20 protein-coding genes are annotated in these 25,907 nt (G+C 68.4%); 14 read left to right on the top strand and 6 right to left on the bottom strand.

Annotated features, from left to right (window positions below; translation table 11 throughout):
• Nucleotides 1–15 precede the first annotated feature (15 nt).
• The 3 genes from NRF20_RS12325 to NRF20_RS12315 are packed head-to-tail and all read left to right on the top strand — an operon-like array spanning nucleotide 16 to nucleotide 4,808.
• A complete protein-coding gene (locus NRF20_RS12325) occupies nucleotides 16–822 on the top strand; it encodes a GNAT family N-acetyltransferase (RefSeq protein WP_398630457.1) in 807 nt (268 codons plus the stop codon).
• 60 nt (nucleotides 823–882) lie between these two features.
• Entirely contained in the window at nucleotides 883–2,787 is a 1,905-nt protein-coding gene (locus NRF20_RS12320) for an IucA/IucC family protein (protein ID WP_398630458.1), read from the top strand.
• Nucleotides 2,788–2,837: 50 nt separating this feature from the next.
• Nucleotides 2,838–4,808 (top strand): ATP-dependent DNA helicase, encoded by a 1,971-nt coding sequence (locus tag NRF20_RS12315; protein WP_398630459.1) that lies wholly within the window; start codon nucleotides 2,838–2,840, stop codon nucleotides 4,806–4,808.
• 83 nt (nucleotides 4,809–4,891) lie between these two features.
• Here the strand turns inward: NRF20_RS12315 and lexA are convergent, their stop codons facing one another.
• Entirely contained in the window at nucleotides 4,892–5,686 is a 795-nt protein-coding gene (gene lexA / locus NRF20_RS12310; RefSeq protein ID WP_093898912.1) for a transcriptional repressor LexA, read from the bottom strand.
• 534 nt (nucleotides 5,687–6,220) lie between these two features.
• Here lexA and nrdR point away from each other — a divergent pair.
• Nucleotides 6,221–6,733: a transcriptional regulator NrdR gene (gene nrdR / locus NRF20_RS12305; RefSeq protein ID WP_398630460.1), complete on the top strand. Its 513-nt coding sequence runs from the start codon at nucleotides 6,221–6,223 to the stop codon at nucleotides 6,731–6,733.
• A gap of 162 nt (nucleotides 6,734–6,895) precedes the next feature.
• On the top strand, nucleotides 6,896–9,799 hold the full coding sequence (locus NRF20_RS12300) for a vitamin B12-dependent ribonucleotide reductase (RefSeq protein ID WP_266357293.1): 2,904 nt from the start codon (nucleotides 6,896–6,898) through the stop codon (nucleotides 9,797–9,799).
• 164 nt (nucleotides 9,800–9,963) lie between these two features.
• Here the strand turns inward: NRF20_RS12300 and NRF20_RS12295 are convergent, their stop codons facing one another.
• Both NRF20_RS12295 and NRF20_RS12290 read right to left on the bottom strand, forming a co-directional pair.
• Nucleotides 9,964–10,500 (bottom strand): TerD family protein, encoded by a 537-nt coding sequence (locus tag NRF20_RS12295; RefSeq protein ID WP_398630461.1) that lies wholly within the window; start codon nucleotides 10,498–10,500, stop codon nucleotides 9,964–9,966.
• A gap of 133 nt (nucleotides 10,501–10,633) precedes the next feature.
• A complete protein-coding gene (locus NRF20_RS12290) occupies nucleotides 10,634–11,590 on the bottom strand; it encodes a DUF1152 domain-containing protein (protein WP_398630462.1) in 957 nt (318 codons plus the stop codon).
• Between the two features lie 89 nt (nucleotides 11,591–11,679).
• Between NRF20_RS12290 and NRF20_RS12285 the strand changes: the two genes are divergently transcribed.
• Entirely contained in the window at nucleotides 11,680–12,285 is a 606-nt protein-coding gene (locus NRF20_RS12285) for a YdbC family protein (protein ID WP_266357288.1), read from the top strand.
• A 57-nt stretch (nucleotides 12,286–12,342) separates the two neighbouring features.
• On the opposite strand, the gene NRF20_RS12280 is transcribed toward NRF20_RS12285, so the two are convergent.
• Nucleotides 12,343–13,035 carry a TetR/AcrR family transcriptional regulator C-terminal ligand-binding domain-containing protein gene (locus tag NRF20_RS12280; RefSeq protein WP_413752580.1) on the bottom strand — a complete coding sequence of 231 codons (693 nt, stop codon included), beginning with the start codon at nucleotides 13,033–13,035 and terminating at the stop codon, nucleotides 12,343–12,345.
• 161 nt (nucleotides 13,036–13,196) lie between these two features.
• Here NRF20_RS12280 and NRF20_RS12275 point away from each other — a divergent pair, with 161 nt between their 5' ends.
• From NRF20_RS12275 to NRF20_RS12250, 6 genes are all read left to right on the top strand, one after another.
• Nucleotides 13,197–14,807 carry an ABC-F family ATP-binding cassette domain-containing protein gene (locus NRF20_RS12275; RefSeq protein WP_413752579.1) on the top strand — a complete coding sequence of 537 codons (1,611 nt, stop codon included), beginning with the start codon at nucleotides 13,197–13,199 and terminating at the stop codon, nucleotides 14,805–14,807.
• Between the two features lie 25 nt (nucleotides 14,808–14,832).
• Nucleotides 14,833–15,492 (top strand): histidine phosphatase family protein, encoded by a 660-nt coding sequence (locus NRF20_RS12270; protein ID WP_189279765.1) that lies wholly within the window; start codon nucleotides 14,833–14,835, stop codon nucleotides 15,490–15,492.
• A gap of 12 nt (nucleotides 15,493–15,504) precedes the next feature.
• Nucleotides 15,505–16,407 carry an ADP-ribosylglycohydrolase family protein gene (locus NRF20_RS12265; RefSeq protein ID WP_413752578.1) on the top strand — a complete coding sequence of 301 codons (903 nt, stop codon included), beginning with the start codon at nucleotides 15,505–15,507 and terminating at the stop codon, nucleotides 16,405–16,407.
• A 235-nt stretch (nucleotides 16,408–16,642) separates the two neighbouring features.
• Nucleotides 16,643–18,382: a DUF4153 domain-containing protein gene (locus NRF20_RS12260; protein WP_413752577.1), complete on the top strand. Its 1,740-nt coding sequence runs from the start codon at nucleotides 16,643–16,645 to the stop codon at nucleotides 18,380–18,382.
• Between the two features lie 395 nt (nucleotides 18,383–18,777).
• On the top strand, nucleotides 18,778–19,488 hold the full coding sequence (locus NRF20_RS12255; protein ID WP_398630467.1) for a ribonuclease HII: 711 nt from the start codon (nucleotides 18,778–18,780) through the stop codon (nucleotides 19,486–19,488).
• A gap of 60 nt (nucleotides 19,489–19,548) precedes the next feature.
• Nucleotides 19,549–20,169: a hypothetical protein gene (locus tag NRF20_RS12250; RefSeq protein WP_413752576.1), complete on the top strand. Its 621-nt coding sequence runs from the start codon at nucleotides 19,549–19,551 to the stop codon at nucleotides 20,167–20,169.
• Nucleotides 20,170–20,236: 67 nt separating this feature from the next.
• On the opposite strand, the gene NRF20_RS12245 is transcribed toward NRF20_RS12250, so the two are convergent.
• Together NRF20_RS12245 and NRF20_RS12240 are read right to left on the bottom strand one after the other, a co-directional pair.
• Complete coding sequence (locus NRF20_RS12245; protein WP_266357282.1) at nucleotides 20,237–20,875, bottom strand: hypothetical protein; 639 nt, start codon at nucleotides 20,873–20,875, stop codon at nucleotides 20,237–20,239.
• 217 nt (nucleotides 20,876–21,092) lie between these two features.
• Complete coding sequence (locus NRF20_RS12240) at nucleotides 21,093–23,264, bottom strand: RecQ family ATP-dependent DNA helicase (RefSeq protein ID WP_413752575.1); 2,172 nt, start codon at nucleotides 23,262–23,264, stop codon at nucleotides 21,093–21,095.
• A gap of 111 nt (nucleotides 23,265–23,375) precedes the next feature.
• On the opposite strand from NRF20_RS12240, the gene NRF20_RS12235 reads away from it, so the two are divergent.
• Both NRF20_RS12235 and NRF20_RS12230 read left to right on the top strand, forming a co-directional pair.
• Nucleotides 23,376–24,674: a DUF4192 domain-containing protein gene (locus NRF20_RS12235; protein WP_398630470.1), complete on the top strand. Its 1,299-nt coding sequence runs from the start codon at nucleotides 23,376–23,378 to the stop codon at nucleotides 24,672–24,674.
• A gap of 415 nt (nucleotides 24,675–25,089) precedes the next feature.
• Complete coding sequence (locus NRF20_RS12230) at nucleotides 25,090–25,854, top strand: NUDIX hydrolase (protein ID WP_413752574.1); 765 nt, start codon at nucleotides 25,090–25,092, stop codon at nucleotides 25,852–25,854.
• The last annotated feature ends 53 nt before the right edge of the window (nucleotides 25,855–25,907 follow it).

Genomic DNA, 25,907 nt, shown 5'->3' with positions numbered 1-25,907 from the left:
GAGGAGAGCGACACCGTGGCTCCCGCCGATGCGCACACCGACGCCGGTACCGGCCCTGCCCCACAGGCCGACACAGGCGCCGAGGACACCCTGGACCTGCCGCTCTCCGAAGAACTCCTCGTCCTGTTCGGCGAGGAAGCACCCGCCACCGCGACACGCCCCCAGCCGCCGAACGCGTCCGCGTCATCCGAACCGGACGACGCGGGCCCGGTCACAGGCACGCAGGCAACCATGAGCAGGCCGGCCGCCTCGGATCTGCTCGACCACCCTGCCGACTGGGGACCGGTCACCACCCCGGCCGGCGTGTTCCAACTCGTCCCCGTGCGACTGGAACGCGATCTCGCCGCGATCAGCCGCTGGATGAACGACCCCGCAGTCGCCGCATTCTGGGAACTCGCCGGATCCGAATCCGTCACAGCCGACCATCTGCGCCCTCAACTCGACGGTGACGGACGCAGCGTCCCGTGCCTCGGCGTGCTGGCAGGCGTTCCCATGAGCTACTGGGAGATCTACCGCGCGGATCTCGATCCGCTGGCGCGTCACTACCCCGCGCGACCGCACGACACCGGAATCCACCTCCTCATCGGCGGTGTGAACAACCGCGGACGCGGAGTCGGTACCACCCTGCTCCGGGCCGTCTCCGACCTCGTACTCGACAACCGTCCCCTGTGCGCACGTGTTGTGGCAGAGCCCGACCTGCGTAATACCCCTTCCGTCTCCGCCTTCCTCAGCGCAGGCTTCCGCTTCTCCGCGGAAGTCGAACTCTCCGACAAACGAGCCGCCCTGATGGTCCGCGACCGAACCCACCGTGCCCAGCTGTGAACGATCTGCTGCTTTGCATACACCGCTCGAACCCCATCGGTTTCATCCCGAGGAGTCCCCGTGCCGAAATATCCTGCGAGCCGTGATTCGGCGGAGTCTGCCGACCTGCTCAGCACGCCAGAATTGAACCGGACGGTCTGGGACGGAGCCGCTGCCCGGCTGCTCGCGAAGATGCTCGCTCAATTCGCCTACGAGGAAGTCATCGAGCCGGTCCGGCAGGCCGACGGGGGTGATACGTACACACTCGGGCTCGATGACGGTGGAACCCTGAGCTTCAGCGCCCGGCGGGGCGTGTACGGCAGTTGGCGCATCGCCCCCGATTCGGTTCTGGAGACGTGCGGGAGCGCCCGGGAGTCGCCGGCGGACTCGATGCGGGACAGCGACCGGGGCGCGCCTGCCGAGCCACTGCGGGACCGGAACACCGACACCGTCCCCTTCCGTGACCCACTGCAGTTCCTCGCCCGCGCCCGCCACATCCTCGGGATCGACGGCGCCACCCTCGGCCACCTCATCCGCGAGATCACCACCACCCTTGCCGCCGACGCCCGGCTCGACCACACCGCGCTCTCCGCCGACCGGCTGGCCGATCTCGACTACGCCGAGCTGGAAGGGCACCAGACAGGACACCCCTGGCTCGTCGCCAACAAGGGACGCCTCGGCTTCTCCGCCACCGACGCCTCCCGTTACACACCGGAGGCCCGCACGCCGGTCAGGCTGCCGTGGATCGCCGTCTCCACCAGGATCGCCGCCTACCGCGGAGTGACCGGCCTGGCCACACCCGAGCAGTTGTACGTGCAGGAACTCGACTCGTCGGTCCGCGACTCCTTCGCCGCCGTGCTCCGCGCCCGCGGCCTCGATCCCGGCAGCTATCTGTGTCTTCCCGTGCACCCCTGGCAGTGGGACGAATGGATCGTTCCGGTCTTCGCCCCGGCCATCGCCGCAGGCGACATCGTTCCGCTCCACACCGACGCCGATCTCCGGCTGCCTCAGCAGTCCATCCGCACGTTCACCAACGTCGCCCGCCCCGACCGGCACGCCGTCAAACTGCCCCTGTCGATCCTCAACACGCTGGTCTGGCGAGGACTGCCGACCGAACGCACCCTCGCGGCCCCCGCCGTCACCACCTGGGTCCAGGGCCTGCGCGACCGGGACGCCTTTCTGCGCGACACCTGCCAGGTCATCCTCCTCGGCGAGGTGGCCTCCGTGACCGTCGAGCATCCGCTCTACGACCGCCTCCCGGAGACCCCGTACCAGTTCAAGGAGATCCTCGGCGCGATCTGGCGAGAACCCCTCCAGCCCCGGCTCGCGCCGGGCGAACGGGCCCGGACCCTCGCCTCGTTGCTCCACACCGATCCACAGGGCCGCGCCTTCACAGCCGAGCTCGTCGCCCGCTCGGGGCTCACGCCCACCACCTGGCTGACCCGGCTCTTCGCCGCACTGCTCCCGCCGCTGCTGCATTTCCTCTACCGCTACGGCACCGTGTTCTCCCCGCACGGCGAGAACGCCATCGTCGTCTTCGACAACCAGGACGTACCGGTGCGCCTGGCGATCAAGGACTTCGTGGACGATGTGAACATCAGCGCCCGGCCGCTGCCGGAGCATGAGTCGATGCCACAGGACGTACGCCGCATCCTGCTCACCGAGGAGCCCTCCTTCCTCACCCAGTTCATCCACTCCGGACTGTTCATCGGTGTCTTTCGCTTTCTGTCCCCACTGTGCGAGGAACAGCTGGGAGTTCCGGAGGGCGATTTCTGGTCACTCGTGCGGGCCGAGATCCTGCGGCACCACGCCCGCTTCCCCGAGCTCAAGGAGCGATTCGAGATGTTCGACATGCTGACGCCCCGCATCGAACGTCTCTGTCTGAACCGCAACCGCCTGCACGTGGACGGCTACCGGGACCGCCCCCGGCGCCCGCACGCCGCCATTCACGGGACCGTTCCCAACCCGCTCCACCTCTCCGTCTGAGTCCGGGAGTGATCGCCGTTGTCAGTGGTGGCCCGTAGGCTGGTCGAGCTATGACAAAGCCATCCCTCCCCGAGCTCCTCCACGCCGCCGTGACCGCCGTCGGCGGTACGGAACGGCCCGGCCAGGCCGCCATGGCCGAAGCCGTTGCCGAGGCTGTCGACGACAATGCCCATCTGCTCGTCCAGGCCGGCACCGGCACGGGCAAATCCCTCGGCTACCTGGTGCCCGCGCTGGCACACGGGGAGCGCGTCGTGGTGGCGACGGCGACCCTGGCACTGCAGCGCCAGCTCGTGGAGCGCGACCTTCCGCGCACGGTCGACGCCCTGCATCCGCTGCTGCGCCGCCGTCCCCAGTTCGCCATGCTCAAGGGCCGCTCGAACTATCTCTGCCTGCACAGGCTCCATGAAGGAGTGCCCCAGGACGAGGAGGAGGGGCTCTTCGATCAGTTCGAGGCAGCGGCCCCGTCGAGCAAGCTCGGTCAGGATCTGCTGCGGCTGCGGGACTGGTCGGACGAGACCGAGACCGGCGATCGCGACGACCTCACCCCGGGCGTATCCGACCGTGCCTGGGCGCAGGTCTCCGTCTCCTCCCGTGAATGCCTGGGCGCCAGCAAATGCGCGTACGGCGCGGAGTGCTTCGCGGAGCAGGCCCGTGAGCGTGCCAAGCTCGCCGATGTCGTCGTCACCAATCACGCCCTCCTCGCCATCGATGCCATCGAGGGCGCTCCCGTGCTTCCGCAGCATGAAGTACTGATCGTCGACGAGGCCCATGAGCTGGTTTCCAGGGTCACCGGAGTGGCCACCGGCGAGCTCACCCCCGGCCAGGTCAACCGCGCGGTGCGCCGAGCGGCGAAGCTGGTCAACGAGAAGGCCGCTGACGCCCTGCAGACCGCGTCGGAGGGCTTCGAGCGAGTGATGGAGCTGGCGCTCCCCAGTCGTCTGGAAGAGGTCCCCGAGGACCTCGGCTACGCACTGCTGGCCCTTCGTGACGCCGCGCGTACGGTGATCTCGGCCCTGGGCGCCACGCGGGACAAGTCCGTCCAGGACGAGGACGCCGTCCGTAAGCAGGCACTCGCATCGGTGGAGACGATTCACGGCGTCGCCGAGCGCATCACCCAGGGCTCGGAGTACGACGTCGTCTGGTACGAGCGGCATGACCGCTTCGGCGCCTCTGTGCGGGTCGCCCCGCTCTCCGTATCCGGGCTTCTGCGCGAGAAACTCTTCGCCGAGCGGTCCGTCGTCCTCACCTCGGCCACGCTCAAGCTCGGCGGGGATTTCAACGGGGTGGGGGCGTCGCTCGGACTCGCTCCCGAAGGCACTGCGGGCGACGACATTCCGCAGTGGAAGGGGCTCGACGTCGGGTCGCCGTTCGACTACCCGAAGCAGGGAATCCTGTACGTCGCCAGGCATCTGGCCACGCCCGGTCGGGAGGGTTCGCGCACCGACATGCTGGATGAACTCGCCGAACTGGTGGAGGCGGCGGGCGGGCGCACCCTCGGGCTGTTCTCGTCCATGCGGGCGGCCCAGGCCGCCGCCGAGGAACTGCGCAGCCGGCTCGACAAGCCGATCCTGCTGCAGGGCGAGGAGACCCTCGGCGAGCTGATCAAGAACTTCGCAGCCGATCCCGAGACCTGCCTCTTCGGCACGCTGTCGCTCTGGCAGGGCGTGGATGTGCCCGGGGCCAGCTGCCAGCTGGTGGTCATGGACAGGATTCCGTTCCCGCGTCCCGACGACCCACTGATGAGCGCACGCCAGAAGGCGGTCGAGGAGGCCGGAGGCAATGGGTTCATGGCCGTCGCGGCGACGCATGCCGCGCTGCTGATGGCTCAGGGCGCCGGCCGACTCGTACGGGCCACGGGCGACAAGGGTGTGGTCGCGGTGCTCGATCCGCGGCTGGCCAACGCCCGGTACGGCAGCTATCTGCGCGCCTCGCTGCCCGATTTCTGGTACACCACCGACCGTAACCAGGCGCGCCGCTCACTCGCGGCTATCGATGCGGCAGCCAAGGCCAACGACCAGTAGCCCGCCCCCAGTGCCCGACGGCACAGGCAGGGCCCCGGGATCGGCGCAGTGGATCCCGGGGCCCGGTCGGAACCGGCGAGTCTTCACACCCGCCGCAGCACCGCCACCACCTTGCCGAGAATTGTCGCCTCGTCGCCCGGGATCGGCTGGTACGCGGAGTTGTGCGGGAGCAGCCACACATGGCCGTCCTCCCGCTTGAAGCGCTTGACCGTGGCCTCGCCGTCCAGCATGGCTGCCACGATGTCGCCGTTCTCCGCGACCGGCTGGCGGCGCACGGTGACCCAGTCGCCGTCACAGATCGCCGCCTCGATCATCGAGTCACCGACGACCTTGAGGACGAACAGCTCTCCGTCACCGACCAGTTGGCGGGGGAGCGGGAAGACGTCCTCGACCGATTCCTCGGCGAGGATCGGGCCACCGGCTGCGATCCGGCCGACCAGCGGCACATACGACGCCGCGGGCTTTCCTGTGGTATCGGTGGGCTGCGAGCTGGGCTGGTCCGATCCGCGCACCTCGTACGCCCGCGGGCGATGTGGGTCGCGACGCAGGAAGCCCTTGCGCTCCAGGGCCATCAGCTGATGTGCGACGGAGGACGTGCTGGACAGGCCCACCGCCTGACCGATCTCCCGCATCGAGGGCGGGTAGCCACGCCGCTGCACGGAGTCCCGGATCACCTCGATCACTCGCCGCTGCCGGTCCGTGAGCCCCGAGCTGTCCGCCCGGATACCTGGAGGTCGGCCGGGCAACGAGCGCGCCGGGCGCACGGGCTCTGGCCCCTCCGTGTTCGTGACTGAGTCATTCATGGCATGCACCGGCTCGAGTCGGCTCTGGGAGCGGTCCTGGGCAGTGATGGTGGCACTGTCTGCGGTGGTGGTCACGTCGGCCCCTCTCGAATGGTCTCCCTAGCTGGACAACGGTAGTAGCTTTCGAAAGGTTGCGCCAAACACACGTTCGAGTGAAAAACGAATAAAAGCCTGTCGTGTGTTCACTGCTGGGTGTATGCGCAATGGCTGGAGTGACCGGGACTCTGCTTGGGTCGGCCTCTTGGGCCGACCGGCAATTCGGACTATTACGGTAGCGCTCGCCGGCGCGGCGTCGCCAAGCGGGGTGGCCTCCGCGTCGTTGTCCGAGTCTGACAGCAGGAGCCCCGCAATCCTGGCAGCCGCGCGGTTCCCGTAACCTCGTGCTCGGCCGTACGCTGCCTGCGGTCCGCCCGCGATGCGCGACACGCGCTAGGGCTGAATGAGCGGCCAAACCCAAGATCTAGTGGTTGGATTGTCCCAACCGCCCAGAAGTTGTGGTCCCCGGTCCGCCGGGGGTGCGGCCATCGCCTATGCTTGTGACAGCTTCGAGGGGCCCTGACGGGCCCTGAAGAGGCTATTCAGTCGTGCTGTGAAGGAGGGTTGGGAGCCATGCACTGCCCCTTCTGCAGGCACCCCGACAGCCGGGTCGTCGACAGTCGCACCACCGATGACGGCACGTCGATCCGCCGTCGCCGGCAGTGCCCCGACTGCTCCCGCCGTTTCACGACGGTGGAGACCTGCTCGCTGATGGTGGTGAAGCGCAGCGGTGTGACCGAACCCTTCAGTCGTACCAAGGTCATCTCCGGCGTGCGCAAGGCATGCCAGGGGCGGCCGGTCACCGAGGACGCCCTCGCCAAGCTCGGCCAGCGGGTCGAGGAGGCAGTGCGTGCCACCGGCAGTGCCGAGCTGACCACCCATGACGTGGGTCTGGCCATCCTCGGCCCCCTGCAGGAGCTCGATCTCGTCGCGTACCTGCGTTTCGCGTCCGTGTACCGGGCGTTCGACACACTTGAAGACTTCGAGGCCGCCATCGCGGAACTTCGCGAGCGGCGGCCTTCCGTGGAGGAGCGCGGGAGGGGCGAGACCCTTGAGGTCCCCGTTCCCGCCGTCGCCGCCGACTGAGCGGCACCGGCCGATCGACACAGGTCCGTGGATCGGCGACAGGGCGGCTGCATATAGACCCGCTCCGGGTGCTGTGCGTGGCACCCGAAGCATCAGAGACAGACTGTGCCCCGGGAAGTTCTGGGCACTTCAGGGCGTTTTTGCCCACATATGGGAGGCGGCATGACAGAGACGGCGAGCGGCCCGGCACGAGGTTCCCGAGTCAAGGGATCCAAGTCGAGCAAGGGTCTGCGTATCGAGCGCATCCATACCACCCCCGGCGTACATCCGTACGACGAGGTGGCGTGGGAGCGCCGTGACGTCGTCATGACCAACTGGCGCGACGGCTCGATCAACTTCGAGCAGCGTGGCGTCGAGTTCCCCGACTTCTGGTCGGTGAACGCGGTCAACATCGTCACCAGCAAGTACTTCCGCGGGGCCGTCGGCACCCCGCAGCGCGAGACCGGTCTGCGACAGCTCATCGACCGGATCGTGAAGACGTACCGCAAGGCCGGTGAGGACCACGGCTACTTCGCCTCTCCCGCGGACGCCGAGATCTTCGAGCACGAGCTGGCATACGCCCTCCTGCACCAGATCTTCAGCTTCAACTCGCCGGTCTGGTTCAACGTCGGAACGCCCCAGCCGCAGCAGGTCTCCGCCTGCTTCATCCTGGCCGTCGACGACTCCATGGAGTCGATCCTCGACTGGTACAAGGAAGAGGGCATGATCTTCAAGGGCGGCTCCGGCGCCGGCCTGAACCTCTCCCGTATCCGCTCCTCCAAGGAACTGCTGTCCTCCGGTGGCAACGCCTCCGGTCCTGTCTCCTTCATGCGGGGCGCCGACGCGTCCGCCGGAACGATCAAGTCCGGTGGCGCCACCCGTCGTGCGGCCAAGATGGTCATTCTCGACGTCGACCACCCCGACATCGAGAACTTCATCGAGACCAAGGTGAAGGAAGAGGAGAAGATCCGCGCCCTGCGTGACGCGGGCTTCGACATGGACCTGGGCGGCGACGACATCACGTCCGTCCAGTACCAGAACGCCAACAACTCGGTCCGTGTGAACGACGAGTTCATGAAGGCCGTGGAGTCCGGCGGCAAGTTCGGGCTGCGCGCCCGGATGACCGGTGACGTCATCGAAGAGGTCGAGGCCAAGTCCCTCTTCCGCAAGATGGCCGAGGCGGCCTGGGCCTGTGCCGACCCGGGCATCCAGTACGACGACACGATCAACCAGTGGCACACCTGCCCGGAGTCCGGCCGGATCAACGGCTCGAACCCTTGCAGCGAGTACATGCACCTGGACAACACCTCGTGCAACCTGGCCTCGCTGAACCTGATGAAGTTCCTCAAGGACGACGGCAAGGGCAACCAGTCCTTCGAGTCGGAGCGCTTCGCCAAGGTCGTCGAGCTCGTCATCACCGCGATGGACATCTCCATCTGCTTCGCCGACTTCCCGACCCAGAAGATCGGCGAGAACACCCGCGCCTTCCGTCAGCTCGGTATCGGTTACGCCAACCTCGGCGCCCTGCTGATGGCGACCGGCCACGCGTACGACAGTGACGGCGGCCGTGCCCTCGCCGGTGCCATCACCTCGCTGATGACCGGCACCTCGTACAAGCGCTCTGCCGAGCTCGCCGCGGTCGTCGGTCCGTACGACGGCTATGCCCGCAACGCCGAGCCGCACCAGCGCGTCATGAAGCAGCACGCCGACGCCAACGCCGCGGCCGTCCACATGGACGACCTGGACAACCCGATCTGGGCCGCCGCCACGGAGGCCTGGCAGGACGTGATCCGCCTCGGCGCGAAGAACGGTTTCCGCAACGCGCAGGCCTCGGTCATCGCACCCACCGGCACCATCGGTCTCGCGATGTCCTGCGACACCACCGGCCTCGAGCCCGACCTCGCCCTGGTCAAGTTCAAGAAGCTGGTCGGCGGCGGCTCGATGCAGATCGTCAACGGCACCGTGCCGCAGGCCCTGCGCCGCCTGGGCTACCAGGAGGAGCAGATCGAGGCGATCGTCGCCCACATCGCCGAGCATGGCAATGTGATCGACGCCCCCGGTCTGAAGACCGAGCACTACGAGGTCTTCGACTGCGCGATGGGCGAGCGTTCCATCTCCGCGATGGGCCACGTGCGCATGATGGCCGCGATCCAGCCGTGGATCTCCGGCGCGCTCTCCAAGACGGTGAACCTGCCGGAGACGGCCACCGTCGAGGACGTCGAAGAGGTCTACTTCGAGGCGTGGAAGATGGGCGTCAAGGCGCTCGCGATCTACCGCGACAACTGCAAGGTCGGCCAGCCCCTCTCCGCGAAGACCAAGGAGAAGGGAAAATCCGCAGCGGATGCAGTCACGGCCAAGGCCGAGGAGACCATCCGTACCGCGGTCGAGAAGGTCGTCGAGTACCGCCCGGTCCGTAAGCGCCTCCCCAAGGGCCGTCCAGGTATCACCACCTCCTTCACGGTGGGCGGCGCCGAGGGCTACATGACCGCCAATTCCTACCCGGACGACGGTCTCGGCGAGGTCTTCCTGAAGATGTCCAAGCAGGGCTCCACCCTCGCGGGCATGATGGACGCCTTCTCCATCGCAGTCTCGGTCGGTCTGCAGTACGGCGTCCCGCTGGAGACGTACGTCTCGAAGTTCACCAACATGCGCTTCGAGCCGGCCGGCATGACGGACGACCCGGACGTACGGATGGCGCAGTCGATCGTCGACTACATCTTCCGCCGCCTCGCGCTGGACTTCCTGCCCTTCGAGACCCGCTCGGCACTCGGCATCCACTCGGCCGAGGAGCGCCAGCGGCACCTCGACACCGGTTCGTACGAGCCCTCCCTGGAGGACGAGGAGCTGGACATCGAGAGCCTGGCCCAGTCCGCCCCGGTGCGGACGGAGCCCCTGAAGGCGGTGGCCGCCGTACAGGAGGCCGAGAAGCCGGCCCCGAAGACGGCGCACACCTCGGCGGAGCTCGTCGAGATGCAGCTGGGCATCAGCGCGGACGCGCCGCTCTGCTTCTCCTGCGGTACGAAGATGCAGCGCGCCGGATCCTGCTACATCTGCGAGGGCTGCGGCTCGACCAGCGGCTGCAGCTGACACCGGGCGCCATCGCGTGGGACGCAACGTCCGACGTAACCTGCGCGCCTAGCTGATCAGCAGCTCGCTCGAAGGGGATCGACCGACGGTCGGTCCCCTTCGTCGTGCCGCGGCTCCGGGGCAGGGGCGGGACGCGTGCTGCGTGGACCGCGCCCTGTGACATGTCACGTTCCGGGCGTACGGCTTCCCATCATTCCGGCGAACGAATCGGGGTCCCCGTCGAAGCCCCGGACCGATCCGTGGAACTCCCAGCCGCCGGAGGCACCGCGGATGAATTCGGCGACGGTTGCCGCGGTGGCGGCGCCGACCGCGGAGAAGTCGTCCTCCGCGAGATTCGTGTAGCCCTCCCGAATCTGAACGCCGGTGTTCGCTATTTCGGCGAATGTCCTGCGGCCGTCGCGCTGCTGAATGGCGACTCCGACGACGACCCGGGTGTACGTGGTCGACAACCGGTCCAGTTCCAGAGTCATGGCCTCGTCGAAACCGAGGCCCTGGCCGGTCCTGCTGTCGCGGTTGAGGGTGATGGTGCCGTCCGGGGAGCGGCTGTCGAAGTGCACGAGATATGCAGGGCTGCCGTACGGCGCCTCCGCGAGGTAGGTCGCCGCGATGATGTCGAGGTCATGGGCCGGGGCGCCCGGAGGGCTGGGATCCCATTTGAGCCTGACTTCGACCTTCTCTATGTCCTTGTTGGGCGTGCTCATCGGACTTGCCTCCCTGGCTTGCCGCTGGGCCGTCGTCGGGCTGTTCATACCACCCGATCATGTCCGTAACCGACCGTGGATCCAACTGGCTTGGCCGCCGGCGATGGATTCGGGCCACTGCCGGTTCGGCGGTTCAGTGCGGAATCCGGCGTGGTGGTCTCTGGCGGACCTCTTCCCGGAAGATCTCGATGGCGCTGCTGACCTGTCGGATGAGGTGGGTGTGCTCGATACGGTCGAGGTAGAGGCAGTTGCGGGCCACTCCGTCCAGCTCGAAGGCGAAGCAGAGTGTCATCAGAGGGTTGATGAAGAGTTCGCTGCCCCGGGTGCGCGAGGTGAACTGGGCGTCTCCGAAGGCTCCCTGGACTGCTGCGGCAATCGACCCGTTGACGATGCTGGGGTGGTCGGGAGTGTGATGCTGAGCGTGTGCCACCGCATCGACGAAGAGGGCGCCTTCGCGTGTCGTACGGGACACGGAGAATGCGCCGAGGAAGGAACCGTCGCGTTCGAGGGCGGCGATGTTCTCCAGTACGAGGCCGTGGCTCACCCCGTGATAGGCGTCGATCCCGAAGCCGATGGACACAACCAGGCGTTCCGGTACGTCGATTGCGGCGAGTGCCGCGACGCTGGTCAGGTCCTCCTCCGGTGTGCCGAGGCCGGATTCGTCGCCGCGCATCAGGATGTCCGTACCGCCGTCGACCAGGACGACCGCATCGATGTCGTATGTCTCGATCAACGCCCGGTAGGCGGCGCGCAGCGGTTGCACGCCCACTCGGGAGAAGGCGTGCACACTGCTCGGGTAGCCGTGCAGGGCGAGCCACTGGGCGAGGGTGCGTTCCGGGAAGTAGGCCTGGTGGAGGGCCGTTTCGGGGGTGATGACGGCGGCGTCCGGCGCGAGCCAGGTGTCGACGGGCAGCCCTTCGAGAGCACTGAACGACAGATTGGCGAGCTGGACGTGCTTGCCCTGGTGGAGCAGGGAGAGCGCGATGGGGAGCCCCGCATAGATGTCGAAGCCGCCGCCGGCCCCTGCGACGAGGATGCGTTCTGCGGATTCGAGTCGGGAGAACAGGGAGTTGGTGTGCAACGAGGGCATGGAGATCATTCTGCGAGTCACGGCCATTGTTTCGGGCGCACTCCAGCAGAGCGTGACCCGTGCCACGTTCGGCACCGTACGATGGCGCAGTGCTGGTCAAGTGGATTCGTTGCACCGTGGTGGACCGTCGAGGTTTTGAACGGGGACAGCGAAAGTGGGCGGGGCTGCTGGGTGAGCCGGGGTTCAGAGGACAGGGCGGCGGGTGGAGTCGAGGGCGTCCGGAAGTGGCCCACGTCTTTGCTTTCTGGGAGAACCGCGTCTTCTACGACTCGTTCATGGCGCGTGCGCACGACCGACTGGCTGCCGAGCAGTCCGGCACGTACAGCAGCATCCAGGTCAAGCTGTTCGAGTACCGCTTCGATGTGAAGACCGGCTTTGAGCCCCGCTTCACCGATGCGGATGTTGTCAGGGTGGCGCACAGCAAGGTGCACGAGGACCGGGTCGAGCATTTCGCATTGATGCAGGAGCGGGTGTGGAATCCGGCGATGGCCGGATCGCCGGGCATGCTGCGAGGGGTGTTCGGGGAGGCGCCGGGGCACGAGTTCCTCGTGTTGTCCATGTGGCAGTCGAGCGCCGAGCGCGGCAAGTATCGGGCGGGGAGTATTGAGCGGCTGACTCAACGGGCTCGGACCGAGGACGATGTGGCGGCGGTGGCGGGAGACGTCGTGCAGCTTGAGCCGTCCTGGACGGTGTGATCGGCCGACACGGATCGGTGGGGCGGGGACGGTGCGCCGGGGCGATTCGGCTGCTGATCAGGCAAGTTCGGCCGAGATGGGCGGAGTGCTGAAGACGCCTGCTCGGGCAGCTGCCAGGGCCGCGTCGGCAGCCCGGTCGGCCAGCGTCTCGCCGATGGGCTCGCGGGTGATGAACAGCCTGAAGAACAAGGGTGAGGCTACGGCCCTGACCAGCGCTCCCGCGTCCGTGTGCCGCTCCAGTTCGTTGCGGGCGACGGCGCGCGCGACGATGACCTCGCAGCGGGCGAACCGCTCCGAGTAGAAGGCGCTCAGCGCTTCGGCGGCGCGCTGGGACTGGAAGGCCGCGGCGATGAACGCGATCGGTGCGGCTGCTGCGGCAGGGTCCGTGAAGGCGTCGGCTGTCGTGTGCGCCAGGGCGCGCAGATCGCCTTCCAGGCTTCCGGCGTCGGGCGGTGTCCAGCCGTCCTCTCCAGCCAGGTCCAGGGCGTCCACGACGAGCCCTTCGAGGTTTCCCCAGCGGCGGTAGAGGGTCGTCTTGTGGACGCCGGAATGCTCCGCGACGTATTCGACGGTGAGGCCTGGGTAGCCGTGCTCGACCAGGCCGGTGAGGACAGCGTCCCGGACCGCCGCGCGGGTACGAGCGGTGCGACCGCCCGGGCGGTGAGCGCCGGGGGCGAGCGGGGCTGCCGGAGCGGCAGTCTCCGGGGCGGCTTCCTGCCCGGCCTCCCCGACGCCTCCTTGTCCAGTCAATGGCTGCTCCTGTTGCGTTAGCGCCTTCCAGTCTGCCGTACTCGCCTTAATGCGACATCGATTGCGTTTATTCGCGGTTGCGGGGCGGGGCTGTCCCCGGTCGTTCCCCGCCGGTCGCCTCTGTTTCCGTTGCCTGTTGGTTGTCCTGGTTCGCAGGCCCCTTGCCCACACAGATCTCCCTGCATGATGTGACCGTGTCCCGCGGCGAAAGGCTGTTGCTCGACGATGTCTCGCTGGCCGTGCGCCCAGGTGAGCGGATCGGCATCGTGGGGGAGAACGGCGCGGGGAAGACGACGCTGCTTCGCCTGCTCGCAGGCCTCGAACCGCCCGCTTCCGGTCGTGCGTTCACAGCTGCCGGCCGCGGCATGGGTCTGCTGGCCCAGACTCCACGGCTGCCGCCCGACAGTACGGTCCAGGACACGATCGACGACGCCCTGGCGGAACTGCGCACCATGGAGCGGAAGTTACGGGAAGCCGAGTCGGAACTCGGCACGGTCGACAGCACCGCGCTGGCCGCCTACGGAGACTTGCTCACGGCGTTCGAGCTGCGCGGTGGATATGAAGCGGACGCCCGCGTCGAAAAGGCGATGCACGGCCTCGGCCTGGCACACATACGGTCGGTCAGGAGGCTCGGCAGTCTCTCCGGCGGTGAGCAGGCACGGCTCGGCATCGCCTGTCCGATGGCGGCGTCCCTCGAGGTGATGCTGCTCGACGAACCCACCAATCACTTGGACGGAGCCGCTCTCGAATGGCTGGAGGGTGCCCTGCTGTCCCATCCGGGCACGGTGATCGCCGTGTCCCATGACCGGATCTTCTTGGAACGCGTGGCCACAGCAGTCCTGGAGGTCGACTCCGACCGCCGGACGGTTGTGCGCTACGGCGGTGGATATGCGGGATTCCGGACGGAGCAGAACGCAGCGCGGCGGCGCTGGGAGCAGTCCTATGCGCAGTGGTGCGAAGAGACGGCGCAACTGGATGAGTACACGGCGACCACGGCTCACGATGTCGCGGCCGGCCGCACCATCAAGGACAACAACAAGATGGCGTACGACCGGGCTGCGGGCCGGGTCCAGGCCTCGGTGTCCGGGCGGATCCGCAATGCTCGCAAGCGTCTGGAGCGCCTGCGGAAGGAGCCTGTCCCCAGGCCGCCGGACCCGTTGCGCTTCACCGCTCGGCCCGCGGCCGGCGCGACAGAAGGGGAACTGGTGTCCCTGACGGATGTACGGGTCGGTGATCGCCTCGCAGTCGACCGGCTCTGCGTGGCGGCAGGCGACAGACTGCTGATTCACGGCGGCAACGGGGCAGGGAAATCCACTCTGCTCCGCGTTATGGCAGGCGTACTCGAACCGGACGCGGGCCGAGTGGTCCGGCGGGGTGGAATCGGCTGTCTCGCGCAGGAAATACCCATGCACCGCCCGGCGGAGCGGGTGCTCGCGACATTCGGCCGAGGACTGGCGCTCACCGACGAAGAACAGGCGGAACTGCTGCTTTCGTATGGACTGTTCCGGTCCCGGGATCTCCAGGTGCCGGTCGGATCACTTTCCGCGGGGCAGCGCAGACGGCTCGCACTCGCCCGTCTGCTGGCCCGGCCCGCGGACCTGCTGCTGCTCGACGAGCCCACGAATCATCTGGCACTCGGACTCGTGCAGGAGCTGGAAGAAGCTCTGACCCTCTGGCAGGTCGCGCTCGTGGTGGTCTCCCACGACCGGCTACTGCGCCGCCGCTTCACCGGCGACATCCGTCGGATGGATTCCGGACAACTGCTCGAATGAGCCGCAGTCGATCTAGGGTCGGTACATGGCACGACCGCAACGCATTGTCCTCGTCCGGCACGGAGAGTCCGAGGGCAATGCCGACGACACGGTGTACGAGCGTGAGCCGGACCATGCGCTGAGGCTCACCGCCACAGGGCTGAGGCAGGCCAGGGAGACGGGTGTGCGGCTGCGCGAACTGTTCGACGGCGAGCGGGTCAGTGTGTATGTCTCGCCCTATCGCCGCACGCACGAGACGTTCAGGTCTTTCGGGCTGGACCTGGAGCGGGTGCGTGTGAGGGAGGAGCCGCGCCTGCGGGAGCAGGACTGGGGGAACTGGCAGGACCGGGACGACGTGAGGCTGCAGAAGGCATACCGGGATGCGTACGGTCACTTCTTCTACCGCTTCGCGCAGGGAGAGTCCGGGGCCGATGTGTACGACAGGGTCGGGGCCTTTCTGGAGAGTCTGCACCGCAGCTTCGAAGCCCCCGACCACCCGCCGAATGTTCTGCTGGTCACGCACGGCCTGACCATGCGTTTGTTCTGCATGCGCTGGTTCCACTGGTCGGTGGCGGAGTTCGAGTCACTGTCCAATCCGGGCAACGGGGAGACCCGGACGCTCATACTCGGAGAGGACGGGCGCTACACCCTTGACCGGCCGTTCGAGCGCTGGCGTACCCCTGAGCCGTACGGCATCACCGGATAGAGTGGAAGGGCGATGACAACCGCTGACTCTGCTTCCGACCAACGTTTCGAACGCGCCCTGGCCAGCCTGCGAGGGCTGTCCGTGGGGGACGCACTGGGTTCCCAGTTCTTTGTGCCAGCCAACTATCCGCTGCTGAAGCAGCGCGAACTTCCCCCCGGCCCCTGGCAGTGGACGGACGATACCGAGATGGCCTCGTCGGTGCTGGCCGTGCTGGTGGGGCACGAGCGAATCGACCAGGACGCGCTCGCTCGTTCCTTCGCCGAGCATCATGACTTCGACCGGGGATACGGTCCCGCCGTGAACCGGCTGCTCAGGCTTGTACGGGAAGGCGGCGACTGGCGGGAGCTGGCGTCGGCGCTGTTCAACGGCCAGGGCTCCTGGGGCAACGGCTCGGCGATGCGCATTGCGCCGCTCGGCGCCTGGTACGCGGACGACCCGGAGCAGGCCACACACCAGGCCGAGATCTCCTCGTACCCCACGCACCAGCATCGCGAGGCGGTCGTGGGCGCGATGGCCGTTGCGGCCGCAGCCTCTCTGGCGGCGGCGACCGCGGGACCACCCTCCCCGACGGAGCTCCTCGACGGCGTGATCGCACTCGTACCGCGCAGCGCGGTCGGTGCCGGACTGCGCCGGGCACGCGACATGCTCGACTACGGCGATGCCGGGACGGTCGCCGCGGTTCTCGGCAACGGCCGACGTACCAGTGCACATGACACCGTTCCGTTCGCTCTCTGGTCGGCGGCGCGAAGCCTTGGCGATTTCGATCAGGCTTTCTGGCTGACGGCCCAAGCGGGCGGCGACATCGACACGACCTGTGCGATCGTCGGAGGCATCGTCGCAGCGGGCAAGGTGGGCGCACCGCCTGCCGCATGGTCGGCACAGACGGAAGAGCTGCCGGACTGGCTCCCGCGATAGTCCGAGGGCGACGACAGTGCCGCCCTCGATGCGGCCGCGTCCAGCCGGGCCACCCGACTGTCACGGTACTGCCACAGCCCTTCCTCGCGCGTTCGGAGACAGTAAGGGGAAGCTACTCTTTCGGCCACGCCGCCCTCGGTGATCATCCTGACGGGTGTGCACCGAAATGAGACGCCGGGGTGCCCCCGCGCTGCCCAGCGGCGGTGCGCGCAGACCCCGGTGGGGGAGGGGTCCCATGTCCGATCACATGTCAGAAACGCCCCGGCAGGAAGATGCTCCCGAGCGGTCCGAGCCCTCGGGTCAGGCCGGGACGTCCGAGCCGACCGCGTTGTCGAAGACTCCGCTGCCGGAGCCTCGCGGAGCCGCTCCCGAGCCGCCGAAAGTGCCGGCATACGCGCAACAGGGCGGGCAACAGCATTCGCCCAACCCTTGGCAGCCAGCCAAACCCCAGGTCTCGGCGCTCTCGCGACTGCGCCCGGCCAGGCCCGCCATCATTCAGAGCGCGACGCTCTACTCCGTCCTCGCCACCGCGATACTGAGCGCCCTGCTGCTGGGTGACGGCCTCGGCCTGAATCTGCTGGTCGTCGCGGTCCCCGCAGCGCTCGCGGCCTTCTTCGCCGCACAGGCGGCCGGCCGCCGCCTCCGCCCATGGACAGCTGTCTGGGCGGTCGGTGGCTTGGCGCTCCTCGCCGTCCCGGCCCTTCGGGACGCCGGATGGCCCACCTTCCTTGCCGTCGTGTCGGCCGTCGCACTGGGCTCGCTCGCCCTGCACAGCAGTCGCAGCTGGCTCGGGGTGTTTCTCGGCTCGCTGGGCCTGTTCAGCTCCATCGCCGACGGTCTGGCCTGGGGCGGGCGAGGCGTGCGCGAGCGGATGGCGGGCTCCCGAGGCCGGTTGGGCGTGGTATTCCGCACCACTGCGGTGGCGGTCGTCCTGCTCATCGTGTTCGGGGCACTGTTCGCAAGCGCCGATGCCGCCTTCGCCGATGTGCTCGGCAACCTGATACCCGATGTTTCCGTAGGCGGCAGCCCCTGGCGGTTGTTCCTCTTCGTCGTCGGCCTGATCGGTGCGCTCGCCGCCGCGTACACCGCAGCTGCCCCGGTGCGCTGGGACGGCATCGCCGTTCGTCCGGGGAAGGCCCGTGGGCGGCTGGAATGGGCCCTGCCGCTCATTGTGCTGAATCTGCTGTTCGCCGTCTTCATCGCCATCCAGCTCACTGTGCTGCTCGGCGGATACGACAAGGTGATGGCAGAGACCGATCTCAGCTACTCCCAGTACGCCCGGCAGGGTTTCTGGCAGCTTCTCTGGGCCACACTCCTCACGCTGCTGGTGATCGCACTCGCCCTGCGCTGGTCCCCTCGCGGACGGGGGAGCGACCGCACTCTCGTCCGGGGCGTGCTCGGCGTGCTCTGCCTGCTCACCCTCATTGTCGTGGCGTCCGCGCTGAGGCGCATGGGCCTGTACGTCGATGCGTACGGCCTGACGCGGCTGCGAATATCCGTGGCTGCGGTGGAACTCTGGCTGGGTGTGGTGCTCGTCCTGATCATGGCGGCCGGGGTGTTCGGCGCCCGCCTGCTGCCGCGTGCCGTGGGTGCGAGCGCAGCCGTCGCCGTGCTCGCGTTCGGACTGATCTCGCCCGACGGGCTGATCGCGGAGCAGAACGTTCAGCGGTACCGCAACGACCACTCGATCGACATCGACTACCTCCGAGGCCTGTCGGCCGACGCCGTACCCGCCCTGGACACACTGCCCGAGCCGCTCCGCTCCTGTGCCCTCATGGACATTGAACGGTCGCTGCGAGACTCCGACGATCCCTGGTACGCCACCAGCTGGGGCGAGGCGCGGGCCCGGGACATTCTGAGAAAGCGGAGTTCGAACGATCTGGCGCAGGCATGCAACGCCTCGCGTACAAGCGGCGGAGGCAGTGATCGCGGCGGTGACGGAGACGACCCCTACGACCCCTACGACCCGTACTGACGTGGGCTGACCCGCACAGGTGCAGGCCGAGCGACCGTGGTGCGGCCTGCACTTGCTGTGCGTGTGGCTGCGGCGGCGTGCCCATGCTCTGTGTGACAGCCAGAAGGTCCGCCGCCCCGGCTCGGCGCTGCGTTCCGTGCTTCACGAATGTGATGCAGTCACTGCTGAGCACCTCAGTTGGTGGTCCTCAGTCGCGTTTTCCTGGGGTCGGCACAACATTTCGTGAGCACCGCCTTCGTGCGCACAGCTCTTCGGGCGCATGTACCGCAGCAAACTGAACGCCGGGGCCCATGACCGTGTCGCAATCCGCTCTGCGGCTCGGTATGCGGCCGGGGCGGCCGTCGGGCGCCCCGGGGTGTTGTCGGCGCCCCCATCGGCGTACGCTGACAGGCGCCATGCCGTACGAACCACCCACGCACACCGTCGAGCGCTCACTGCGCGCTACCACTGGTGCCAAGACCGTCGCCGGTGTCGACGAGGTCGGACGCGGAGCGTGGGCGGGACCGGTCACCGTGTGTGCGGCCGTCACCGGCCTTCGCAGACCTCCCGCCGGACTCACCGACTCCAAGCTGATCAGCCCCAAGCGCCGCGCAGAGCTGGCCCCGTTGCTGGAGCGCTGGGTCACTGCGTTCGGTCTGGGTGATGCCTCTCCGCAGGAGATCGACGACTTGGGGATGACGGCCGCACTGCGCCTCGCCGCTGCGCGCGCCCTCGAAGCCCTGCCGATGCGGCCCGACGCGGTGATACTCGATGGCAAACACGACTACCTGGGACGGCCCTGGCAGGTCCGGACAGTGATCAAGGGCGACCAGTCCTGTATCGCGGTCGCGGCTGCTTCGGTGATCGCGAAGGTCCGACGGGACACGATGATGGCCGAACTGGGCGCGGATTCCGGCGAGTACGACGCCTTCGCCTTCGGCGCCAACGCAGGATACCCGTCGCCCGTGCACAGGGCCGCGCTGGAGGAGTGGGGACCCACGCCCCACCACCGCCTCTCGTGGTCCTACCTCGACGCGCTGCCCAGGTGGCAGCACCTCAAGAAGGTCCGCTTCTCCGCCGAGGCGGCTGCACTGGAAAGCGGGGGCCAACTCGGCTTCGACTTCTGATCGCGCACATGTACCCACCCGCTGATGCCTTGCGTGTCGGCGTTTGATAGACAACCACCCATGCCTCTCATCCCCGAGGAGCCTCAGATTCACGAGAGCGTCCAGGGTCCCCGCGTCACTCCGGCCGCAGGCCGCACCGCGTCGACCCCCCGTCCTGTACCTGGTCCGCGTTCAGCGGCCATGCCGCGCCCCGGTCGCCCGGGCCCCGGCCCCGCGAGGCCCGCGCCCCCGGCGCAGCGTCCGCACTCAACCTCCGGCCAGCCACAGGCGGCCCGGCCGGAGAGTCGTTCCGCACCGCAGATCCAGCTGATTCCCGCCTCGGCTGCCAGCGCACTCGACGCTGCCGACGAAGCGGTGGACCTGCTGCTCGATTCCGGACGAGCACCGGGCGACATCCTGGTGATCACCACTGGTGAGCAGCACCCGTGGGCGGCACACGAACTCTCCTTCGGCGAGGCCGCCTACTGGGCGCAGCACGAAGCCGGCGAAGACGTGTTCTTCGCCGGTGCCGCGGTCACGGAGCGGGTGAAGCCCCGCCCCGTGGTGATCGTCGCCGTCAACGGCGACGGAGGTGACGCCGTTGCCGGTGCACTGTCCGGTGCGCGGGAACGCGCCGGTGCTCTGCTGATCGTCTGCGGGGACCCGCAGCGGATCAACACGGTGCTCGGCGCCGGCGTCTGATCCGTAGGGGGCACAGGGCCATGGTGACCCGGCTGCCCGACAGGGCAGCCGGGTCCGCAACCATGGGTCAGCGTGCCGCGGTGCGTCGCAGCGCCTGAGCCGCACCGCCGCCGGTGCGCAGCGGGACCGGATCATGGTCGAGCAATGTGTCGGCAAGAGCGGACGGCTGCGATGTCGAGCTGGGCCGACGCCCGCCCCGGCCCTCGCCCAGCACCTGCCAGCCGCTGCGGGTCAGCGTGATGTACGCGCCGCACCGAAGGCCGTGCAATGTGCAGGCGTCCCGCAGGCCCCACATCCACGCTCCATCTTCCTCCGTCCAACGCTCGTCGCCCTCGCGGCAGTAAAGCAGTACTGCGGTACGGACAGGTGTGCGGCGACGCAGGTCGTGCGGGATGACCCGCCGCAGATGCCCCAGCAGCGCGTTGCGGAACTCCCAGCCGTCCGCGGCTAGGGAGCGGCGGGCGAACGAGGCGCTGGCCGTAAGGCGTTCCTCATGGTCGAGTACGGCGACGACAGCGGTCGCCGGAGTCGGCCGGTGCCGGGCGTGCAGGCCGCTGACCACCTCGCGGGGGCTGCGCAGCAACGGTATGCCCGCTTCGGCCCACTCGGCCGGTTCGAGCATCCTGGCAAGGCGGTTGGCGGAATCGGCAGATGCCGAGGACGCCGACATCGAAGTGGCTGCGGACGGAGCGAATCCGAAGGTCACGATCCTCCCTTCGCATACGCGCCCACGGTGCGGGCAGGGTCGGGTGAGGGCGCACCGCGGCACAGCCCTTCCGGGCCGCGAAAGGGCCGTGCGGGGAGCGAGTCCAATTCTTGCTGGCGTATCGGCAGGCGGCAACGAGCAATTGGCGCAGCTGACGGGAATCAGCCGGAATGACTCTGATATCCCTGCCCACGCCGTGCATGGATGACGCTTCCTGTCACGCCTGAACGGCAAGGACCAGCGGAAACACTCCCTGCGCCCCCGCCCGGCGCAGCAGCCGCGCGGCCACGGCCAGTGTCCAGCCGGTGTCCGAGAGATCGTCCACAAGCAGCACGGGACCGCCCGCCGCGGCCATGGCGTCGGCCAGCTCGGGCTCCACGACCAGTGCTTCGTGCAGAGCCCGGACCCGCTGTGCGCTGTTGGTCTGCGAGATCCGTACACCGGCGGCCGCCGGTGCATAGGCGACGCTGCCGAGCAGGGGCATCCGGCCGACCTCGGCGATGCGGCCGCCGAGTGACTGGATGAGCTGCGGCTTGCTGCGCGAGGCGATGGTGACCACCCCGACCGGTCGGGGCGCGGCGTCCTCCGCCCCGGATGCCCAGCCCCCGGGCCCCTTGGCCCAGTCGGCCAGCACGCTCACCACCGCGTTGGTCACGTCGTCCGGCACGGGGGCATCCGGTGTCTGCGCCGCCAGCATCGGGCGCAGCCGGTTGCCCCAGCCGATGTCGGAGAGCCGGCCCAGTGCGCGGCCGGTGAACGACAGTTCTCCGGCAGGAATACGGCCCTTGAGATCGACGCCCACGGCGGCGAGACCGGTCGGCCACATCTTGCGGGGCTCCACCTCCACGCCGGGCCTGCCGAGTTCGCCCCGCGCACCGTCCAGGGCCGCATCGGACACGTGGTCGTCGAAGCGGGCTCCCGCGCAGTTGTCGCAGCGCCCGCATGCGGTTGCCTGCTCGTCGTCCAACTGGCGGCGCAGGAACTCCATCCGGCAGCCGGTTGTCGTCGCGTAATCGCGCATCGCCTGCTGCTCGGAGGCCCGTTGGCGGGCCACCCAGGCGTAGCGCTCGGAGTCGTACACCCAAGACTCACCCGTGGAGATCCAGCCGCCCTTGACCCGCCTGACCGCGCCATCGACATCGAGCACCTTGAGCATGGTCTCCAGCCGGGTGCGTCTCAGGTCGACCAACGGCTCCAGAGCCGGCAGTGAAAGCGGACGGCCGGCCTGGGCGAGAGCCTCGATCGTCCGCCGGACCTGCTCCTCGGGAGGGAAGGCAACCGATGCGAAGTACTGCCAGATCGCCTCGTCCTCCTTGCCCGGGAGCAGCAGCACCTCCGCATGCTCGACACCGCGGCCCGCGCGTCCCACCTGCTGGTAGTAGGCGATGGGGGACGAAGGTGAGCCCAGATGAACGACGAAACCCAGGTCGGGCTTGTCGAACCCCATGCCCAGCGCGGACGTTGCCACCAGGGCCTTGACACGGTTGGCAAGGAGATCGTCCTCGGCCTGCTGGCGGTCGGCGTTCTCGGTGCGGCCGGTGTACGACGCCACCGTGTGCCCGCACTGGCGCAGATATGTGGTGATCTCCTCGGCGGCCGCGACCGTCAGCGTGTAGATGATCCCCGAGCCGGAGAGTTCCTTGAGATGATCGCCCAGCCAAGCCAGCCGGTGCGCGGCATTGGGCAGTTGAAGGACGCTGAGGCTGAGGCTCTCCCGGTCCAGCGGGCCACGCAGTACGAGCGCATCCGTACCCGCGCCGGTGCCCAGTTGCTCAGCGACATCCGCGGTCACCCGTGCGTTCGCGGTGGCGGTGGTCGCCAGCACGGGTACGCCGGCAGGCAGGTCGGCCAACATGGTCCGCAGACGTCGGTAGTCGGGCCGGAAGTCATGGCCCCAGTCGGAAATGCAGTGCGCCTCGTCGACCACGAGCAGCCCGGTCGCGGCGGCGAGCCGGGGCAGGACCTGATCCCGGAAATCGGGATTGTTGAGCCGCTCGGGGCTGACCAACAGCACATCCACTTCCCCGGCCGCCACCTCGGCCTGGACGGTGTCCCACTCCTCGGTGTTGGACGAATTGATCGTGCGGGCGCTGATTCCGGCCCGGGCCGCTGCCGTGACCTGGTTACGCATCAACGCCAGCAGCGGCGACACGATCACGGTCGGTCCACCGCCCTGCGCACGGAGCAGCGACGTCGCGACGAAGTACACAGCGGACTTGCCCCAGCCGGTTCGCTGGACGACCAGGGCTCTGCGCTTGTCGGCGACGAGAGCCTCGATGGCCCGCCACTGGTCCTCCCGCAGCCGTGCAGTGCCTGAGGTGTCCCCGACGAGTCGGGCAAGTACGGAATCGGCTGAGGCCCTGAGCTCTGCGCGGTCTGCGTTGGTCATGCCCCCATGCAACCCGATGGCTACGACAAACCGCGAACGGCCCCGCGACCCCTGTGGATAAAGTTATCCACAGGGGTCGCGGATTCTGGCCTCCCGCGGGACGGTCATGCCATGAACCAGCACCACGAATCCACCGGTCCGGCCGACGAGCAGCAGATCACTCTGCGGGGGCCTGCCGAACTCGCCGATGCCCTCCCGTATCTCATGGGGTTCCACCCGAACGACAGCGTGGTCATGGTCGCCCTGCACGGCGGCCGGGGCCGTTTCGGCGGGCGGCTCAGGCTCGGGATCCCGCAGTCACCTCAAGAATGGCCACCCGTCGCCGAGCAGCTGGCCGAGTGCCTGATCAAGGGGAGCGAGCGGCGTGGGGAGCGGCCTGACGCGATCGTTATCTTCCTCTGCCAGGATCCTGCCGAAGGCGAGAGCGGCAGTCAGATCATGGAGCGGCTGAAGCCCCTTGCCCAGCGTCTGCGTACGGCCTGCGGTGCGCTCGACGTACCCGTACTCGAAGCGCTCTGCATCTCTGGCGGCCGGTACTGGTCGTACTGCTGCCCGGACGAGCGTTGCTGCCCGGCCGAAGGGAACCAGCTGGCTCTGCCCGGCACCTCGGTGATGGCGGCTGCCGCCGCATACGCGGGCATTCAAGTGCGCGGAACGCTTCGGGAGATGGAGGCCAGGCTTGCCCCCCTGAACACGACGGTGGCTGCAGCACAGCAGCGGGCACTCGACTCGGCCGGGGCCGAGCTGGTGCCGAAGATCCTGGACGAGGTGGGACGCAAGGACGTGGCGCGAGAGACCTTGGGGCTTGCCCGAAGGCTCATGAAACGCCTCAGGGACGCGCCGATTACGGTGCCCTCCGCGTCGGACATCAATGACGACCGGCTGATCAGCCATGACGAGGCCGCTGCGGTGATCCTCGGTCTGCAGGACCGGGAAACCCGTGACAAGGCCGCCGAATGGATGGAAGGGCCCGAAGCCGATTCCGCGTTGCGACTCTGGCGGGCGCTGTCCCGTCGCTGCGTCGCACCGTACGAGGAGCACGCCGCGGCGCCGCTGACCCTGGCCGGGTGGGTCTCCTGGTCGACGGGCGATGAACCGGGCGCACGGGTCGCGCTGGGTCTCGCCCTGCGGGTGGATCCCGGGTACACCTTTGCTCAACTTCTCCATGAGGCGTGCAACCAAGGCCTTGATCCGGAGACGCTGCGCCGATGTCTACGGGGGGAGCGCAGTGCTCGGACGGGCCGTCGCGGCCACCGTACGGTCCGGAGCACGCGGTCCCGCACGCCACGCCCGACTGCCACACGGCGAAGGAAGACCCCATCCGGCTCCGCCCGCCCCGAAACGGCCACCACCCGACGCCGGTCAGGGCAAGCCTCCCCCAGCCGTCGCGGGTCCAGGAGCGGTCGATGACCCTCGTGCCTCGTTGCTCCGACCCAGCAGCACTCCCCGCCTGACGGGGCCGACAGCGCCCGGGCTGTCGTCGTGGACGGCCCTCCTCGGAGGTTGTGAGGGCGGCCTGGGTGCAGCGGCGGTGTGGGTGGCGGCGCTCCGTACGACACCCGGCTTGAGGGGGTACACGGCCCACTGTGGCGAAGTCGGTGCCGACTCAAGGCCGGCTGCGGTTCGACCCCCACGCTGCGGGGACGGCCGGCAGGAGTCGCCATGGTGCGCGGACTCGGTGATCTCCAGGGCGTCCATGACCGGTGCCCTGGAGATCACCGGCCGGCGAGCGGGCCGGGGCCACAGCGAGGATTCCGGCGTCATGACGCACGAAGAGCACGGCGAAGGGAGTGTTTATCGTCAGGCAGACGACTATGATCACCGCATGCCGCCCTACGACCCGTCGACCTTCCCGCCCTTCGCTGTCACCGTCGACCTGGTCGTGCTCACGGTGCGCCGTCATGCGCTCTGCGCGCTGGTGGTGCGCCGCGGTGAGCCGCCGTTCCAGGGCCGATGGGCGCTGCCCGGCGGGTTCGTCAAAGCCGATGAGGATCTCGGAGCCGCAGCAGCGCGCGAGCTCGTCGAGGAGACCGGCCTGTGCGCCCAGGATCCCGCAGCCCCGGCGGTCGGCAACGGCGCCCATCTCGAACAGCTCGCCACCTACGGTGACCCTGGGCGTGACCCCCGGATGAGAGTTGTCAGCGTCGCTCACCTCGCTCTGGCCCCTGATCTTCCGGCCCCCCGGGCGGGTGGCGATGCGAACAGTGCGCGTTGGGCGCCTGTCGAGGATCTGCTTGGACTGGAGGGTGGCTGCGGTCATGAGGGTGAAAACCAGGCCCCACTCGCCTTCGATCATGCGCAGATCCTTGCCGACGGCGTCGAACGGGCGCGTTCCAAGATCGAGTACTCCTCTCTGGCCACCGCTTTCTGCCCGCCGGCTTTCACGGTCGGCGAGCTTCGGAGGGTGTACGAGGCGGTGTGGGGTGTTGTTCTCGACCCGCGTAACTTTCACCGCAAGGTGACAGGCACGCCCGGCTTCCTGGTGCCTGCCGGCGGGACGACCACTCGGCAGGGCGGCCGCCCTGCCCAGCTCTTCCGGGCCGGTGCGGCCACGGTGCTCAACCCGCCGATGCTGAGGCCAGAAGTCTGACCTTGCGGAACGCCCGCAAGGCCGGTGCTGCGCAAAAAGTCGGACATGTCGCG

Source organism: Streptomyces sp. R-74717 (assembly GCF_047305335.1).
Taxonomy (GTDB): domain Bacteria; phylum Actinomycetota; class Actinomycetes; order Streptomycetales; family Streptomycetaceae; genus Streptomyces; species Streptomyces atratus.
The sequence above is the reverse complement of the archived record's forward strand: the minus strand, read 5'-3'. Positions and strand labels throughout refer to the sequence as shown.